The sequence below is a fragment of the Streptomyces lydicus genome, assembly GCF_001729485.1.
Taxonomy (GTDB): Bacteria; Actinomycetota; Actinomycetes; order Streptomycetales; family Streptomycetaceae; genus Streptomyces; species Streptomyces lydicus_D.
This window is the reverse complement of the sequence record NZ_CP017157.1, coordinates 2,454,990-2,472,318: the sequence shown is the minus strand read 5'-3', so window position 1 is coordinate 2,472,318 and position 17,329 is coordinate 2,454,990. Positions and strand designations below refer to the sequence as shown.

14 protein-coding genes are annotated in these 17,329 nt (G+C 74.6%); 4 read left to right on the top strand and 10 right to left on the bottom strand.

The features are described 5' to 3' along the window. The first annotated feature begins 112 nt into the window (after window positions 1-112). Window positions 113-760, top strand: a complete 648-nt coding sequence (locus SL103_RS10625; protein ID WP_069568600.1) for a pyridoxamine 5'-phosphate oxidase family protein — start codon at window positions 113-115, stop codon at window positions 758-760. Here SL103_RS10625 and SL103_RS10620 read toward each other — a convergent pair. Together SL103_RS10620 and SL103_RS10615 are read right to left on the bottom strand one after the other, a co-directional pair. Further along, on the bottom strand, window positions 751-1,785 hold the full coding sequence (locus SL103_RS10620) for a DNA polymerase Y family protein (protein WP_069568598.1): 1,035 nt from the start codon (window positions 1,783-1,785) through the stop codon (window positions 751-753). The two genes, SL103_RS10625 and SL103_RS10620, sit on opposite strands and share 10 nt — an antisense overlap. Next, entirely contained in the window at window positions 1,782-5,336 is a 3,555-nt protein-coding gene (locus SL103_RS10615; protein WP_069568596.1) for a DNA polymerase III subunit alpha, read from the bottom strand. The genes SL103_RS10620 and SL103_RS10615 overlap by 4 nt, the downstream gene beginning before the upstream one ends. A 234-nt stretch (window positions 5,337-5,570) precedes the next feature. Here SL103_RS10615 and SL103_RS10610 point away from each other — a divergent pair, with 234 nt between their 5' ends. Further along, window positions 5,571-6,638 carry a DUF3533 domain-containing protein gene (locus tag SL103_RS10610; RefSeq protein ID WP_069568595.1) on the top strand — a complete coding sequence of 356 codons (1,068 nt, stop codon included), beginning with the start codon at window positions 5,571-5,573 and terminating at the stop codon, window positions 6,636-6,638. Between the two features lie 58 nt (window positions 6,639-6,696). Here SL103_RS10610 and SL103_RS10605 read toward each other — a convergent pair whose 3' ends face one another. Next, window positions 6,697-7,467, bottom strand: a complete 771-nt coding sequence (locus tag SL103_RS10605; RefSeq protein ID WP_069568594.1) for an SDR family NAD(P)-dependent oxidoreductase — start codon at window positions 7,465-7,467, stop codon at window positions 6,697-6,699. Window positions 7,468-7,598: 131 nt separating this feature from the next. Here SL103_RS10605 and SL103_RS10600 point away from each other — a divergent pair, with 131 nt between their 5' ends. Together SL103_RS10600 and SL103_RS10595 are read left to right on the top strand one after the other, a co-directional pair. After that, window positions 7,599-8,300 carry a TetR/AcrR family transcriptional regulator gene (locus SL103_RS10600; protein WP_069568592.1) on the top strand — a complete coding sequence of 234 codons (702 nt, stop codon included), beginning with the start codon at window positions 7,599-7,601 and terminating at the stop codon, window positions 8,298-8,300. 368 nt (window positions 8,301-8,668) lie between these two features. Further along, the gene (locus SL103_RS10595; RefSeq protein ID WP_069568590.1) at window positions 8,669-9,103 is read left to right on the top strand and encodes a subtilase-type protease inhibitor; all 435 of its coding nucleotides are present in this window, start codon (window positions 8,669-8,671) and stop codon (window positions 9,101-9,103) included. Window positions 9,104-9,229: 126 nt separating this feature from the next. Here SL103_RS10595 and SL103_RS10590 read toward each other — a convergent pair whose 3' ends face one another. The 7 genes from SL103_RS10590 to SL103_RS10560 all read right to left on the bottom strand — a co-directional run bounded on the left by SL103_RS10590 (window position 9,230) and on the right by SL103_RS10560 (window position 17,329). Further along, entirely contained in the window at window positions 9,230-10,303 is a 1,074-nt protein-coding gene (locus SL103_RS10590) for a S1 family peptidase (RefSeq protein ID WP_069568588.1), read from the bottom strand. A gap of 370 nt (window positions 10,304-10,673) precedes the next feature. Continuing rightward, entirely contained in the window at window positions 10,674-11,669 is a 996-nt protein-coding gene (locus tag SL103_RS10585; protein WP_069573602.1) for a slipin family protein, read from the bottom strand. Window positions 11,670-11,863: 194 nt separating this feature from the next. After that, window positions 11,864-12,763: a S1 family peptidase gene (locus tag SL103_RS10580; protein ID WP_069568586.1), complete on the bottom strand. Its 900-nt coding sequence runs from the start codon at window positions 12,761-12,763 to the stop codon at window positions 11,864-11,866. 279 nt (window positions 12,764-13,042) lie between these two features. After that, a complete protein-coding gene (locus SL103_RS10575; protein ID WP_069568584.1) occupies window positions 13,043-13,861 on the bottom strand; it encodes a DUF1684 domain-containing protein in 819 nt (272 codons plus the stop codon). Beyond that, window positions 13,858-15,195, bottom strand: a complete 1,338-nt coding sequence (locus SL103_RS10570; protein WP_069568582.1) for an NtaA/DmoA family FMN-dependent monooxygenase — start codon at window positions 15,193-15,195, stop codon at window positions 13,858-13,860. The genes SL103_RS10575 and SL103_RS10570 overlap by 4 nt, the downstream gene beginning before the upstream one ends. An 11-nt stretch (window positions 15,196-15,206) precedes the next feature. Next, entirely contained in the window at window positions 15,207-16,271 is a 1,065-nt protein-coding gene (locus SL103_RS10565) for an LLM class flavin-dependent oxidoreductase (RefSeq protein WP_069568581.1), read from the bottom strand. A 35-nt stretch (window positions 16,272-16,306) separates the two neighbouring features. After that, window positions 16,307-17,329: an ABC transporter substrate-binding protein gene (locus tag SL103_RS10560; protein WP_069568579.1), complete on the bottom strand. Its 1,023-nt coding sequence runs from the start codon at window positions 17,327-17,329 to the stop codon at window positions 16,307-16,309.

The window sequence follows — 17,329 nt, the reverse complement described above, 5'->3', positions numbered from 1 at the left end:
TGCATGCGTCGTGTCCCGTACATCACTCCTGCGCCGCAGCGGCACGATTGTCGGACCGGTCGCCTATCGTCGATATCGCCTTGACCAGGGCATCGACCGAGGGGAGTGACCGATGGAGACGGCAGGGACGGCGGATCTCACGGGGATCGAGGAGATCTCGTCGGCGGCGGAGCTGCGCGAGCTGATGGGCGAACCCACTCCGCACGCCGCGAACAAGACCCGGCACCGGCTGCACGACTTCGACCGCCAGTGGCTGGCGCGCTCACCGTTCTGCCTGGTCGCCACCTCGGACGCCCAGGGCCGGTGCGACGTCTCGCCCAAGGGCGACCCCGCGGGCTTCGCCCACGTCCTGGACGACACCACCCTCGTCCTCCCCGACCGGCCCGGCAACAAGCGGATGGACGGCTTCATGAACGTCCTCGCCAACCCCCGTGTCGGGCTGAACTTCGTCGTCCCGGGGCGCGGCGACACCCTGCGGATCAACGGCCGGGCCCGGCTGCTGCGTGACGCCCCGTTCTTCGACGAGCTGGTGGTCAGGGGCAACCGCCCGCGGCTGGCGCTGCTGGTGGAGGTCGAGGAGGTCTTCTACCACTGCTCCAAGGCGTTCCTGCGCTCCCGGATGTGGCAGCCGGAGACCTGGCAGCCGGACGCGCTGCCCTCCCGGGCCCGGATCGTCAACGGCGTCGAGGACCAGTCCAGGACGCTGGCGGAGCTGGAGGAGCACTACGGCCCGCGGTACGGGGAGCAGCTCTACGGCTGAGCGTGCGGGGTCCCCCGGCGGAGCGTCGCCGCGGGGTGCACGGCGCCCGCACCGAAGCGCGCCCGGGCGCGGTCGACGGCCGCCTCGATGCGGTGCGCCTTGTCGTCGGACGGGTCGAAGGACAGCTGGCGGGCGGCGAGTTCGGCGCGGCAGAGGTCCTCGGCCCGCAGCGCCACGGACCGCACCCGGGCCCGCTGCAGCCCGAGCGCGGCGTGCAGCGCGTAGGCCGCCTCGGTCAGCGCGGGGCCGTGGGCGGTCGGCCCGTCCAGCCGCCGGGTGCGGGTGGTCGTGGAGCGGTCGGCGTAGCGGACGGTGAGGGTGAGGGCGCGGGCCACCTGCCCGCTCCCGCGCAGCCTGGCGCCGAGGTCGTCGGCGAGCGAGAGCAGCGCCCGGCGGCGCCTGGCGGGGTCCAGCTCGTCGTGGGCGAAGCGGTGTTCGGCGCCCATCGAGCGGGCGGCGGCATTGGGCACCACCGGCGTCGGGTCGATGCCGCGGGCCCGCTCGTGGACGACCCGGCCGGTCTTCGCGCCGAGGATCCGCTGCAGGGTCGCGGGCGGCGCGGCGGCGATCCGGCCGACGCTGTCGAGTCCGTACGCGGACAGGGTGCGCGCGGTCGCCGGGCCGACACCGTGCAGCGCGGAGGCCGGCCGGCGGTCGAGGAAGGCGGTGACGGCCCCGGGCTCGTCGGGCACGGTCCGGATCTCCCCGGGCGCCGCCCCCTGGGCCGCCATCCGGGCGAGCAGCGGGTTGGCGGCGATGCCGATCGTGCACCGTACGCCGTGCCAGACCAGGGCGCGCAGCCGGATCAGTTCGGCGATGCCCGCCGCGTCCCGGTCGAAGTAGCGCAGCGCACCGCGGACGTCCGCCAGCGCGGCGTCCGGCGGCAGCGCCTCGACCACCGGGGTGAACTGCGCCAGCAGCCGCAGCAGTTGCTCGAACTGCCCGGCGCTCACGGTCGTGCCGTCGGTGGCCCGGAAGCGTACGTGGAGCATGCCCGGCGGGCGGGCGGTGTCGGGGGTGCTCATCCGGCGCTCCCCGGGCTGGAGTGCCACAGCTTGCGGCCGGTGGCGGCGCGTTCACCCGGAGGCTGGAGGTCGGCCCAGGGGTGCAGTTCGTAGCCGGTCTCCAGGTGGATGGTGCGGGCCGGGGCGCCGGCCGTCCCGGCGTCCTGGCCGTCCCTCCCGCCGGACCCGCCGTCGGGCGCCGGGGCCGCGGGGCGTTCCGGCTCCTCGGCGAGCCGTGCGACGACCGCCTCCAGGCCGCCCTCGCGGCGGAGTTCGGCCAGCTCGGCGAGGTTCCAGGCGGCCGCGCCGACCACGCTGAGGCTGCGCGGCCCGCGCCGCTGGACCGTGCCGCGCACCAGCAGCAGCCAGGAGTGGAAGACGGTGTGGGCGCAGGTCTCGTGGGAATCGTCGAAGAAGGCGCAGTCGACCAGGCCGGTGCTGTCGTCGAGGGTGGTGAAGATGACCCGGCGGCCGGAGCGGATCGGAGGCGTCTGGGTGGCCGCCTTGGCCCCGGCGACCAGCACCGTCTCGCCGTGCCGGGCATCCCGCAGCCGCCGGGCCGGCAGCGCGCCCAGCTCCGCGAGGAACTCCCGGTGATCGGCCATCAGATGGCGGGAGGTGTCCATGCCGAGGACGCCCAGTTCGGCGCTGAGTCGTTCGACCTCGCTGAGGTCGGGCAGCCCCACCGGCTCGACCAGGTCGGCCGGCGCCGCCCGCCCGGCCGGTCCGGTGCCCGCGCCGTCGAGCGCCGCGGCCGGCAGCGTCAGCTGGCCACCGGACGCCTGCCGCCCGTGGTGGTGCAGCTCGGCGAGGTACAGCAGCAGGTCCCGGCGGTTCGCGCCGAAGGCGTCCAACGCGCCGACCCGGGCCAGCCGTTCGGCCACCGGGCGGCTCGGCCTGGCCCGCTGCCACAGGTCCTGGAGGGAGCGGTAGGGCTGCCCGTCCTCGATCCGCCGGGCCTCGGCCTCGCTCATGCCGTGGACGTCGGAGAGGGCCAGCCGCAGTCCCCAGACGCCACCGGACCCCACCGCACCGGACACCAGTTCGATCCGGTGGGCGACCGCCGACCGGTTCACGTCCAGCGGCAGCACCGGCACCCCGCGCCGCCGCGCGTCCGCCAGCAGCAGCCGCTTGGGGTACATCCCCGGGTCGTGGGTGAGCAGCCCGGCGTAGAAGGCCGCCGGGTGGTGCGCCTTGAGCCAGGCGGACTGGTAGGTGGGCACCGCGAAGGCCACCGCGTGCGCCTTGCAGAAGCCGTACGAGCCGAAGGCTTCGACGATCTCCCAGGTGCGCGCGATCACCTCGGGCGGGTAGCCGCGGCGCTCGGCGCACCGGGCGAACCAGGCCCGCACCCGGCCCTGCAGCTCCGGGTCGGACAGCGCGCGCCGCTTCTCGTCCGCCTCGTCCCGCGCACAGCCGGTCATGATCCGCAGCACCTCGATGACCTGCTCGTGGAAGACCACCACGCCGTAGGTCTCACGCAGCGGTTCCTCCAGGTCGGGGTGCGGGTAGCGGACCGGCTTGCGGCCGTGCCGGGCGTCGATGAAGGGCCGCACCATGTCGGCGGCGACCGGGCCGGGCCGGAACAGCGAGATGTCGACCACCAGGTCGTGGAAGGTGGCCGGCTGGAGCCGGCCGATCAGATCGCGCTGGCCCGGCGACTCGATCTGGAAGCAGCCGAGCGTCTCGGTCGAGCGGATCAGGTCGTAGGTCGCCCGGTCGCCGGGCGGGACCTGCGCGGGGTCGTCGAGATCGATCCGGCGGCCGGCGGCCCGGCCGATCTCGGCGACCGCGTGCGCCATCGCCGACTGCATCCGCACACCCAGCACGTCGAGCTTGAGCAGCCCCATCTCCTCCACGTCGTCCTTGTCGAACTGCGACATCGCGAAGCCCTCGCCGCTGGTGGGCACGACGGGGGTGCGGTCCAGCAGCGTGGCGTCGGAGAGCAGCACCCCGCACGGGTGCATGGCGATCCCGCGGGGCAGCGCGTCCAGCGCCTCCACCAGCTGCCACAGCCGGTCGCCGCCGGCCTCGCGCACCCCGCGCAGCTCCGGCAGCTCGGCCAGCGCCGCCCGCGCGTCGCGGGCGCGGATGTGCGGGAACGACTTGGCGAGGCGGTCCACCTCGGCCGGGTCCATGCCCAGGGCGGCACCCACGTCGCGTACGGCGTGCCGGACGCGGTAGGTCTCGGGCATCGAGACCGTGGCGACCCGCTCGGCGCCGAAGCGGTCGAAGATCGCGCGGTAGACCTCCAGCCGGCGGGCGGACTCCACGTCGATGTCGATGTCCGGCAGCGCCGCCCGCCGCTCGGACAGGAAGCGCTCCATCAGCAGCCCGTGCTCGACCGGGTCGGCGTGCGCGATGCCCAGCAGGTGGTTGACCAGCGACCCGGCGCCGGACCCACGGGCCGCGACCCGGATGCCCAGCTCCCGGACGTCGTCCACGACCTGGGCGACGGTCAGGAAGTACGAGGGGTAGCCGAGCCGCTCGATCGTGCGCAGCTCGTCGTTGAGCCGCGCCCAGCGCTCCCGGTCCCGGTCGTAGCCGCGCAGCACCATCCCGGCGGCGCAGCGCGAACGCAGGACCCGGGCGGCGGTGCGGTGCTCCGCGCCGACCAGTCGCGGCTCGGGGAAGTGGATCCGGCCGAGCCCGAGGTCGTCCTGCGGGTCCACCAGGCACGCGCCGGCGGTCTCCTCGGTCATGGCGAGCAGCCGGTGCGCCAGGCCGCGGCGGAAGCCGGCCGCCTCGGCGATCCGCTCGGCGGTGCGGCCCATCGCGGCGGTGTCCTTGAGCCAGCGCTCCCCGCCGTCCCAGGAGTCGGGGCGGTGCGGGTCCACCGGCACCAGGCGGCGGGCGGAGTCCAGGACGTCGGCGACCGGGCCCTGGCCGGGGTCGGCGTAGCGGACCGCGTTGGTCAGCACGGCGCGGACGCCCTGGTCGACGGCGAAGCCGAGGGTGCGGGCGGCCAGCCGCGGGGAGCCGGGGCCGCTGCCGGGCCGGCCGTGGTCGACGACCTCCAGGCGCAGCGCGTCGCCGTACAGCTCGCGCCAGGGGGCGAGGAGCCGGGCGGCGCGGTCCGGGCGGCCGGCGGCGAGCGCCCGGCCGACCTCGGAGTCCGGTCCGAGCAGCACGGTCAGTCCGTCCGCGGCGGACGCCAGGGCGCTCCAGGGGAGGACCGGCTGTTCGGTCCGGTCCGCGTGGGCGGCCGAGACCAGCCGGCACAGCGCCGCCCAGCCGGCCGCTCCGTCGCGGGCCAGGAAGACGGCGCGGGCGGCGGACTCGTCGAGGAAGGCACCGCCGCGCACCGGGGTGCGGCGGCGCACGGTGGCGCTGCCGGCCGCGGGCGCGGGCGCGCGCTCCGCCACGGCGAGTTCGCTGCCGAACAGCGGGCGGATGCCGGCCCCGGCGGCGGCCTTGGCGAAGCGTACGGCTCCGGAGAGGCCGTCCCGGTCGGTCAGCGCGAGGGCGTCCATGCCGCGTTCGGCGGCGCGCTCGGCCAGCCGCTCCGGGTGGGAGGCGCCGTAGCGCAGGGAGAAGCCCGAAGCGGTGTGCAGATGCGTGAACCCTGGCATCCGCACCTCCTGCGCCTCATCCGGCCCCCCGGCTGACCTGTGTCTCTCGTTCCTCACCTCCACCATAACCCGGCTCTCGAACATCCGTACGAACGACACGCCGGGGGCGCGGGAAAGATCACCGACCACCCGTCCGCCGATCAGCCCCGCACGAGGCGCACACCCCCCTCGCCGACCGCAAGATAAGGGGGCAAAAGCCTTGTACCGGCAGCCGCGAACGGCGAGGAGCACGGCATGGCAGCGACGGACCACGGCACCCGCAGCGCCTTCCTCCGGGAGGTCCGGAGCGCGGTGACGCCGCACGCCTTCCTGCTGGTGCTCGGCGTCCTGGGCCTGATGATCGCGTTCATCACCTCGTACGCCGGCGCCTTCCACCACCCCCGGCCGACCGATGTGCCGCTCGGCGTGGTCGCTCCCCCGCCCGCCGCCCGGCAGCTGGTACGCCAGCTGGACCGGCTGCCCGGCTCCCCGCTCGACCCGCGCGCCCTCCCCTCCGAGCGCGCCGCCCGGCAGCAGCTCGCCGACCGGGAGATCGACGGCGCACTGCTCGTCGATCCGCACGGGACCGCCGACCGGCTGCTGGTCGCCGGCGGCGGCGGGGCCTCGCTGGCCCAGGCGGTCGAACCGGTCGTGACCTCCGCCGAGAAGAGCCGGCACCGCACCGTGCGCACGGTGGACGTGATCCCGGCCGACCCGGGCGACAGCCGCAGCCTGTCGTCCTTCTACCTCGTCGTCGGCTGGTGCGTCGGCGGCTACCTGTGCGCCGCGATCCTCGCGATCAGCGCGGGGGCGCGCCCCTCCAACGGGCACCGCGCGGTCATCCGGCTGGCCGCGCTCGCCCTGTACGCGATCGCCGCGGGACTGGCCGGCGCGATCGTCGTCGGGCCGGTGCTGGCCGCCCTGCCCGGCACCTTCTTCGGCTTGTGGGGCCTGGGCGCCCTGGTGGTGTTCGCGGTGGGCGCGACGACCCTCGCCTGCCAGGCCCTGCTGGGCGTCCTCGGCATCGGCCTGGCCATCCTGCTGATCGTCATCCTCGGCAACCCGAGCGCGGGCGGCGCCTACCCGTACCCGCTACTGCCGCCCTTCTGGCGGGCGATCGGTCCCGCCCTGCCACCGGGCGCGGGCACCTGGGCGGCGCGCTCCGTGGCGTACTTCCGCGGTCACGCGGTGACCGGCCCGCTGCTGGTGCTCGGCGCCTGGGCGGCGGGCGGGACGGTGCTCACGCTCCTGCTGTCGGTCTTCCGGAAACCGGGGAACGCCGCGGACGAACCCGCCCCGGAGGAACGGCTGCCGGCCGCCTGACCACCCGTCCGCCCCAGCACAGGCCCCCGGCGGGCCCCGCCCGGCGCACCCCCGCGGGTCACATGTGCGTGCCGCCGTCGATCCGGATCTCCGTACCCGTGATGAACGCGCCGTCCCGCGAGGCGAGCATCGCGATGACGCCGGCGACCGTCTCCGGCCCCGCGAACCCCTCGCCGAGGGCCGGGGAGAGCTTGGCGAACAGCGACATGTCCGCGTCCTCCGGCAGCCCCGGGCCACGGCCGCTGGTCATTCCGCTGGCGATGGACCCCGGCGCCACACACACCGCCCGCAGCCCCCGCCCGGCGTACTCGCCGGCGATGGCGTGCGTCATCGCCTGGATGCCGCCCTTGCTCGCCGCGTACGCCGCCATGTACGGGTGCGCGAACGAGGCGGAGGTCGAGCTGAAGTTGACCACCACCGGGGCCTCACCCGCCAGCAGCGCGGGCAGCGCCTCGCGGATCATCAGGAACGTGCCGGTCAGGTTGATCGCGATGATCTCGTTGAAGAAGTCCAGGCCGGTCTCGTGGGTGTGCGAGGAGCGCAGCACGCCGGCCGCGTTGACCAGGACGTCCAGCCCCCCGAGGCCGGCCACCGCGGCGGCGACGCCGGAGCGGACCGCCGCCTCGTCGGCTATGTCGAGCACCGCCGTCCGCAGCCGGTCCGCGGCACCGTCGGCGGCGGCCCGGTCGGCGGTGCGCCCCAGGCCCGCCGGGTCGACGTCCACCGCCACCACCCGGCCGCCCTCGGCGAGGATCCGGTGGACGGTGGCCTGGCCGATGCCCGAGCCGGCCCCGGTGATCAGGACACGGCGGTCTGCGAAGCGGTTCATGGTGCGGTTCCGATCCCGGCGGGAGCCGATGGAGGAGGAGCGTCGATCGGTCGCACGGTACGCCCGAGTGGCACAACGTGCCAAGTCTGCTCGTCATGCCGAAGTGGCGTCCCGCTGCGTAAGCTGTGGCCATGCCCACCGAGCCGCACCCCGCGCCCCTCCCCCGCCCCTCACTGACCGAGCGGCGCAAGGCCGAGACCCAGCTGGAGATCGCCCGCACCGCGGCGGCGCTGTTCGCCGAGCGCGGCGCCGCGGTCACCGCCGAGGAGATCGCCCGCACCGCGGGGGTCGCGCTGCGCACCTTCTACCGCTACTTCCGCACCAAGGAGGACGCGGTCGCGCCGCTGCTGGCCTTCGGCGTACGGCAGTGGCTCGACGATCTGGCCGCACCGGCGGCCGGGCCGGACGCGCCCCCGGTGCGCGAGCGGCTGGAGCGGGCCGCCCGGCGGGCCCTGACCCCGGCCGACGAGCCGGCCGCGGAGGCACTGCGCCGGACCCGCGGACTGCTGCGGGCGATGCCGGGCGAGCCGGCACTGCGGGCGGTCTGGCACCGGGTCCACCACGACTCGGAGGAGGCGCTGCGGCCGGTCCTGGCGCAGCTGACCGGGGCGGGCCCGCTGGAGGTGCGGCTGGCCGCGGCCGCCGCGAACACCGCGATGCGGGTCGCGGTGGAGGAGTGGGCGGCGGGGGACGCCCCGGCGGACGGACCGCGGGGGCCGGCGGCGACCGTGGCGCGGGCGGTGCGCGCGCTGACGGCGGGACTGCCGGAGCTGGACGGACCGCCGGCGGGGGCCGGCCGGCGGGCGGCGAACGGGCCCGGCGGCTGCCGGTAAGCCGGCCCGACTACGGCCGACCCTTACCTCCGGAGACGCCGTAGCCGGGACGGAGGCCACCTCCGGCCCCCCTCTTCAGCCAATCGACGGAGATCGAAACCCACCCGAACGACCGGTCGGCGGCCGGATTCCTACCTTCCGGGTCCGGCCGGCCCTTGCCACGCGCATGACGGCCGGGGCATCCCTCCTGGCCGCGCACCGATCCGCGTAACTCCCCCGTAACGGCCCCGAATTGTTCGCGCCATTACCCTCAGCTTTCATCCAACGACTCAAAGCGATCGGCTGGTGTCCACTCAAGATGCTTTCGAGGTGCGGTTGGGCCAGACTCCCGTCCGGTATCTGCACCTTCGAGCAAGGGAGTGTTCGTCATGCGGTACACCACTGGGGCCGTCGCGCTCGGCGCGGCACTGGTTCTGGGCACACTGGCCACCACCGCGCAGGCTGCCGCCCCGGCGCAGCCTTCGCGGTCCGGCGGCCTCTACGCCCCGACGGAACTGGTGCTGACGGTCGGCCAGGGAGAAAGCCGCGCGACCACCACTGTGCAGCGCGCGGTGACGCTCAGCTGTACGCCGGTGGCGACCGGCAGCCACCCCGACTCCAAAACCGCCTGCACCCAACTGCGCGCGGTGGCCGGTGACTTCAACGCCGTGGCCGACGCACCGTCGCAGCGCCTGTGCACCAAGGAGTGGGCACCCGTCACCGTCACCGTCGACGGCGTGTGGCAGGGCAAGCGGGTCTCGTACACCCACACCTTCGCCAACTCCTGCATGATGACCGGCAGCAGCTCGGTCTTCGATTTCTGACCTCGCGTGGTGCAGGTTCCCGGGCACCGGTGGATGGTGCCCGGGAACCGTCGCGCACCGGCCGCTCCGGCCCCCGGACCGCTCGCGCGTCCGGGGGCCGGCGCCTGCCGGCAGGCTCCCTCGGCGTCAGCCGATCTGCGCGCCGTAGGCATCCAGGGCCTGCGGGACCGGCTGGAAGAAGGTCTCACCGCCGGCGGAGCAGTCGCCGCTGCCGCCGGAGGTCAGGCCGAGCGCGGTCTCGCCGTCGAACAGCGCGCCGCCGCTGTCCCCGGGCTCCGCGCAGACATCGGTCTGGATCAGACCGTCGACCGTGCCCTCCTGGTAGTTGACGCTCGCGTTCAACGCCTTGACGGTGCCGTCGTGCACCTGCGTGGTGCTGCCGCTGCGCTGCACCTTCTCGCCGACGGTGGCCTCCGCGGCCTTGGTGATCTTCTGGGTGCTGCCGTTGTAGAGGTCGACCTCGCTGGGGTGCTCGGTGTTGCCCGTGTACTTGGCGAGGGAGTAGTCGTGACCGGGGAACGTGGAGGCTTCGGTGGTCGCGATCTCCGAGCCGCCCTGCTTGTCGGACCAGCTCTTGACGGCGTTGCCGCAGTGGCCGGCCGTGAGGAAGTAGGGCTGGCCGTCCTTCACGACGTTGAAGCCGAGCGAGCAGCGGGCGCCGCTCCCCCAGATCGCGTCGCCGCCACCGATGAAGGGTTTGAACTCCCCCTTGCTGTGGCGCAGCTCGACCTTGTCGCCGAGGGCGTCGGTGACCTTGGTCAGCCGGTCCAGCCGGGCGCCCTTGACGGTGCGGTCGGCGGTCACCACGACCTTGTTGCTCTGCGGGTCGATGCCCCAGGAGGTGCCCGGAATGGTGGCCTTCGTCTTCAGCGTCTGCCGGGCCGCGTCGAGCTGGGCCAGCGTGTGCCGCACGAGTCTGGCCTCGGCCCCCTTCGCCCGTACGGCCGTGGCCGCCGCCTCGCTGACGACGTTGACCACCAGCTTCCCGGCCTTGGCGTCGTAGAACGCACCGGCCGTGCCGGTCTTGAGCTGGGACGCCAGGGTGGTCGCCGCGGCGGAGGTCAGCTTGGCCGGCCCGGGGACACCGGGGGCCGGGGTGGCGTTCGCGTTGGCGAGGGTCACGGTGGCGGTGGCGGCGAGCGCGAGCGCTCCCGCGCCCGCCACGACGGCGCGCCGATTGGGTATGCGTCGGTGCTTCAACTCGGAGCCTCCCGTGGGGGGATGGGCCCGGGACTGTGGGGAGTCACGCGGGCCCGGAGAGTGAGGTTCGCGGCACGGGCCCGCCCGCCCCGCGGAACGGCGCTCCGCCGGAGTCGCGCCCGTGCCGAAGTGCGGAGCCGAGTATTCCCATCCGCCTCACTCGCGCACAAGACCGAGTTCCGGTCTCGCATACGGGAGTTCACGTTTTCGTCACATGACCATCACACCGTTGTCTGCGCGCACCGGTCCTTGCTGCGGACATCAGAGGAGGGGCGGCGCGGCCGGCGGCGCGCGAAGTGTGAGGGCCGGGACTGACCGGAAAGCGCCCCCTCGCCGGAGCGAGGGGGCGCGGCAGCCGGGGTGCGCCGGTCTAGGTCAGTTCCTCCGCCTCGGGCAGCGGCTCCAGGACGGGGGCCGGCGCGGGCTCCGACGCGGGGCCCGTACCGTCCCCGGCCGGGGGACGCAGCGGCTCGTCGGCGCTCCGCGGGTGCTCGGGGGCCGGCTCCTCCGGGGGCTGCGGGGCGACCGGCGGCCGGGGCTGCTGCGCGGCCGCCGCCCCGGCCGGCGGCACCTCCGTCCCGGCCGGGCCGGGCGGCACGGGGGTCTGCGTCCCGGAGCGCTCCAGGAACCGCAGCAGCTCGACGGGGAAGGGCAGGACGAGGGTGGAATTCTTCTCGGCGGCCACCGCCACCACGGTCTGCAGCAGCCGCAGTTGCAGCGCGGCGGGCTGGTCGGACATCGCCGCGGCGGCCTCGGCCAGCTTCTTCGACGCCTGCAGCTCGGCGTCGGCGTTGATCACCCGGGCGCGCCGGTCGCGGGTCGCCTCCGCCTGGCGGGCCATCGAGCGCTTCATCGTCTCCGGCAGCGAGACGTCCTTGATCTCCACCCGGTCGACGGTCACCCCCCAGCCGATGGCGGGGCTGTCCATCATCAGCTCCAGCCCCTGGTTGAGCTTCTCGCGGTTCGACAGCAGGTCGTCCAGCTCGCTCTTGCCGATGATCGAGCGCAGCGAGGTCTGCGCCATCTGGGAGACCGCGAAGCGGTAGTCCTCGACCCGGACGATCGCGTCGGCGGCGTCCACGACCTTGAAGTAGACCACCGCGTCGACCCGGACCGTGACGTTGTCGCGGGTGATGCCTTCCTGCGCGGGCACCGGCAGCGTGACGATCTGCATGTTGACCTTACGCAACCGGTCGATACCCGGAATGATCATGGTGAAGCCCGGCTCCCGCACCGCGGAGGCCAGCCGCCCCAGCCGGAGCACCACACCGCGCTCGTACTGTTTGATCACGCGGGCCGCCGCCATGAAATACACCACGCCGGCGCAGCCCACGGCCACCCCCGCCGTCACCAGTTCTTGGACCATCACGGCCCCCTGTGTGCCGTATGCCACCCGGACCGGGCCTGCTTTTCCATGGTAGGCCCGGCCCGGAAAAGGGGGCGAAACACGTGCGGGCGCCCGCTGCGGGCCCCCGTCCGCCGGCGGACGGGGGCCCCGCCCCGCCGGGCCCCGGCCAGGGCTTCCGACAGGACGTGCGGACGCGGATCAGCCGGTCGGCGTCAGTAGACGCTCACGCCGTACGCGCTGAGCGCCTCGGTGACGGGCTGGAAGAACGTGGTGCCACCGGAGGTGCAGTCGCCGCTGCCGCCGGAGGTCAGGCCCAGCGCCGTGGTGCCGGAGTACAGCGGGCCACCGCTGTCGCCGGGCTCGGCGCAGACCGTGGTCTGGATGAGGCCGGAGACGATGTCGCCGCCGCCGTAGTTGACCGTGGCGTTGAGGGCGGTCACCTTGCCGCTGTGGGTGCCGGTGGTGGAGCCGCGGCGGGTGACGGTCTGCCCGACGCTCGGGGTGCCGGCGCTGGTGATGTCCTGGCTGCCGACGGTACCCGCGTGGGCGACCGAGCCGGTGTACTTGATGATCCCGTAGTCGTTGCCGGGGAAGCTGCTGCCCGCGGTCGGGCCGATGCTCGCGCCGGAGCTGGTGGTCCACGGCGGGTTGCCGTCGGTGCAGTGACCGGCGGTCAGGGCGTAGTAGGTGCTGCCGCTGCGGACGTTGAAGCCGAGCGAGCAGCGCCAGCTGGGGGCGTAGATGGGGTCGCCGCCGGAGATGAGCTTGCGGAAGGTGCCCGCGATCCGGTCGATGCGGACCGCGTCCGCGTTGCCGCCCGCGGCCCGTTCGATCTTGGCGACCTCGGCCTGGGAGACGGTGCTGTCGGCGGTGACGACCAGCGTGTGGGTCCTGCTGTCGACCCGCCAGGCGGTTCCGGCGACGTCCGCGGCACGTACCGCGTCACCGGCGGCGCTGAGCTGCGCCGCGCTGAACGTCCTGGCAGGAGCGGGGTCCTGGGCATTGGCGGTCGGAATGGCGATGGCTCCGACGGCCACCAGTCCGGACGCCACGGCGATCAGCCGGGTGCGTCTCGCGATGCCGCTGCGGGGGGTGGTGCGCTCGTTCCTCACTGATTCCTCCGAGGGGGATCGGGGGGCCGCAGGTGAGCAGCCCGGTGAGGCGCAGCCGAAGGGCACGCGGGAATCCGCACGTTCATTTTCAGCGTGCCCCTGACAAGCGCTGAGCGGAGTCTCGGGTGCACCGCCCCCGCCGCGCAAGAGGGTCTCCGGAAACTTTCGTGCGGGATACACGATGTCCATCCGTCACCACCGCAACGCGCCGCCCCGGCAGCCCTGTTGACGGGCCGTCCGGGGCGGCTCCGGCGCCGCTTCGGCGGGCGGCGGTACGGCTCAGCGGTCGATGCGGTTCCGCTCCCCCGCGCGCAGGGCGAACGGCAGGGTGTTCCCGGGCGGCGGGAAGGGGCACAGGAAGTGGTCGGCGAACGCGCAGGGCGGCAGCAGGGTGCGGTTGAAGTCCACGGTGACGGTGCCGTCCTCGGCGGGCGCGGGCGGCCGCAGGAAGCGGAAGCGGTAGCTGTCGGTGCCGCTGGTGGCGTCGGCGAGCACGGCCCACAGCGAGCCGTCGCCCTCGACCGCGACCTGCAGGGTGTGCTCGTCCCCCGCGACGATGAAGGCGAGTTCCCCGGCGAGGCCCAGGCCCCGGCGCTGCCCGTCGGCGTGCCGCACCCGGGCCGTGCGGCCCTGCGCGTACGGGCGGAACAGCCCCGGCAGCACCCAGCGCCCGTCGTACGGATGGACCTCGATGCCGGCGAACCCGCGGCGGGCCGCGGAGTCCGGGTCGTGGACGCGCACCGCCCAGCGGCCCTCGCGGCGCAGCACCAGCAGGTGCCGTGCGCCCCACGTCACCCGGGTGGCGCCGGGACTGCCGTCCGGGCCGAGCCGATGGGGGTGCCCCCCATGCCGTCCGGGCGATGGGGAGTCGCCGGCCGCCGGTGCGCCGTCGACGGCGAGCCCGTCCCCGGCGGCGGCCCGCAGCACCACCCCGTCGCCCTCGACGGTCCAGACGCCCGGCAGCCCCTCGATCCGGCCGTCGGGAAGGTCGTCCAGCCAGTGGGTGCCGGTCACGGTCGGCGGACCGTACGGGCCGGAGACGGCGGCGACCCGCCGCTCGTGCCACTCCCGCCACTCCTCGCGTGCGTCGGTGCTCATGGCCGTCCGCCCCTTCCCCCGGTGCGTGCGGGCTCCGGCAGCCCCAGGTGGGAGCGCAGGGTCGAGCCCGAGTACGCCGTGCGGAAGACGCCGCGCTCCTGGAGGAGCGGAACCACGCGGTCCACGAACGGGTCCAGCCCACCCGGCGTCAGATGCGGTACCAGGATGAACCCGTCGGCGGCGTCGGTCTGCACGAAGGCGTCCATCCGCGCCGCGACGTCCTGCGCCGTGCCGACGAACGACTGCCGGCCGGTGGTCTCGATGACCGTCTCGCGGATCGACAGGCCCTTGGCGCGGGACAGCGCCCGCCACTTGTCGGCGACCGCCTTCGGGTCGGCGATCCGCACCCGGCCCTGCGCCAGCTCGCCGTGCGGATCCGGATCGATGTCCGGCAGCGGCCCGTCCGGGTCGTACGCGGAGAGGTCGACGCCCCAGACCTGCTCCAGCGCGAGCAGCGCCTGCTGCGGCGACACCTGCCGGCGGCGGATCTCGGCGGCGTGCTCCTGGGCCTCGGCCGCGGTGTCGCCGAGCACGAAGGTGACGCCCGGCATGATCTTGAGGTCGCCGGGCCGCCGGCCGTACCGGGCGAGCCGGCCCTTGACGTCGGCGTAGAAGGCCCGGCCGGCCTCCGCCCCGCTGTGCCGGGTGAAGATCACGTCGGCGGCCGAGGCGGCGAACTCCCGGCCTTCGGGCGAGTCCCCGGCCTGGATGACGACGGGGTGGCCCTGAGGACTGCGCGGAACGGTGAACTCCCCGCGCACGGTGAAGTGTTCCCCCTGGTGCGCGATCGGGCGGGGCTGCCCGTCCGCGGTCCAGGAATCCCACAACTCCCGTGCGGTGGCGACGAATTCGGCGGCCCTGGTGTAGCGGTCGGCACGGTCCAGGTAGCCGCCGCGGCGGAAGTTCTCGCCGGTGAAGGCGTCGGAGGTGGTGACCACGTTCCAGGCGGCCCGCCCTCCGCTGAGGTGGTCGAGGGAGGCGAGCCGGCGGGCCAGCTCGTAGGGCTCGTTGAAGGTGGCGCTGACGGTGGCGGCCAGGCCCAGCCGCTCGGTGACCGCCGCCAGCGCGCTCAGCACGGTGAGCGACTCGGGCCGGCCGACCACGTCGAGGTCGTGGATGCGGCCCTTGTGTTCGCGCAGCCGCAGCCCCTCGGCGAGGAAGAAGAAGTCGAACAGGCCGCGCTCGGCGGTCCGGGCCAGGTGCGCGAAGGACGGGAAGGCGATGTGGCTCCCCGAACCGGGATCGGCCCAGACGGTGGTGTTGTTGACGCCGGGGAAGTGCGCGGCGAGATGGATCTGCTTGCGGGGCGGCGGGGTGGGGCTCGTCGGGGACATCACGAGACCTCTCAGGCATGGGCGTAGCGGCTGGCGGGGCGCGGCAGACCGAGGTGGTCGCGCAGCGTGCCGCCCGGCCGGCCGGGGCGCCGCAGACCGCGGTCGCGGAGGGCGGGGACGGTGCCGTCGACCAGCAGCGCCAGGTCGTGGGCCGGGTCGGCGGGCCGCAGGTGGAAGCCGTCGGCGGCACCGGCGGCGTACCAGTCGGCGAGCAGCTCGGCGAGCCCGGCGGCATCCGCCGGGCCGGCCAGCTCGACCGGCAGCGAGGCGAGGACGAGCAGCAGGTCCGGGTCACGGCCGAGCGCGCGGGCGCGGGCGAGCAGTTCGGCGAGGGCGGCACCGGCGGTCTGCGGGTCGTCGGCCCGGACCAGTGCGACATCGGCGTGCGCCGCGGCCACCTCCCGTACGGCGCGGTCGGAGACGTCGGCGGTGTCCCCCGCGCCCGGGGCGTCCGCCGGGCCGGCGGCCGGGGGAACCTCCACCAGCGTGACCGGCCGGCCCTGCGGGGGCCTGGGCACGATGGACGGGCCGCGGACGGTGAAGGAGCTGCCGGTGAAGTCGACGTGGTGCACCTTGTCGCGGTCGATGAACCGGCCGCTCGCCCGGTCGCGGATCTCGGCGTCGTCCTCCCAGCTGTCCCACAGCCGGGCGACGACGTCGGCGACCTCGCCGGCCTCCTGCCAGACCTCGGCGGGCGGGGCGGCGGGGCGGCGGCCGAAGAGCGCCGCGTCGGCCTCGGTGGTGGAGACCGCCACGGCCCAGCCGGCCCGGCCGCGGCTGACCCAGTCCAGGGTGGCGACGGCGGTGGAGACGTGGAACGGCTCGGTGTGGGTGGTGGTGACGGTGGGCACCAGGCCGAGGTGTTCGGTGGCGGGCGCGACCCTGGCCAGCACGGCCGACGCGTCGAGACCGGGCCGGGCGAAGCTGTCGCCGAGGGTGACGAAGTCGAGGCCGCCGCGCTCGGCGAGCCGGGCGAGGGCGACGAAGTGCCGCGCGTCGTAGGGGACCGGGGCGCCGGATCCGGGCGGGGCGTCCAGCGCGACGGCCAGCCGGAGCGGGGGGCGGGGTGCGGACATGGGAGAAGCTCCTTCCTCTCTGCGCCGGGCGCCGGTCAGTTCTCGGTCCGGGGCAGGCCGGGCGGGTTGATCTGCGAGGTCTTCAGCGCCTCGCCGGTCAGGCCCCAGCGGGCCAGCACCTTGCCGTAGCGGCCGTTGTCGATGACCTTCCGCAGGGCCGCGGCGTACGCCTTGACCAGTCCGCTGCCCTTCTTCGTGGTGGCCGCGATCTTTCCCTGGACGCTGCTGCCGCCGCCGGAGAAGGTGCCGACGATCTCCGTCCGGCCCGCGGTGGCCACGTGGTACGCGGCGGTCGGGTTGGGGCCGAAGAAGCCGTCGAGACGGCCCGACTGGAGCGCGAGATAGGTGTCGGACGGCTTCTTGAAGTACTTGATGTCGACCGGCTTGCGGCCGGCCTTCTCGTTCTCCTTGCTCCAGTCGACCAGGATCTTCTCCTGGTTGGTGCCGGAGTCCACCGCGATGGTCCGGCCGGCCACGTCCTTGGCGCCGCGGACCTTCCAGCCGCTGCCCTTCTTCGCCTCCATCGCCAGCTGGTCGAGCCGGTAGGTGGCGAAGTCGTACCGGTCCTTGCGCTCCTCGGTGACGGTGACGTTGGAGAAGACCCCGTCGAGCTTGCCGCTGTCCAGACCGACGAAGAGGTTCTCCCAGGACAGCGGGTCGAAGCGGGGCTTGAGGCCGAGGGTGTCGGCGACGAGGGTGGCGAGATCCTCCTCGACGCCGATCAGGGTCTTGTCGTCGGTGGCGTGGAAGGTCAGCGGCGGGCTGCCGTCGGCGCTCACCCCGATCCGCAGCTCGCCGGTCCTGCGGACCCGGGCAGGCACCAGGGCGGCGATCTCCGGGTCCTTGGTGCCGTGCAGGCGGTGCTGGTCGGGCCCGATGTTGATCTTCAGCCCCGTTGTGCCGGCGGCGACGACGTCGCCGGCACCGCCCGCCGCCGTGCCCCCGCCGCAGGCGGTCAGCAGTACGGAGCCGGCGGCGAGCGCGAGGGCGGTGGTCAGGGTGGTGCGGCGGCGGTTCAAGGCGGTGCTCCTCGGGTGCGTGGATCTCTGGTGGGACAT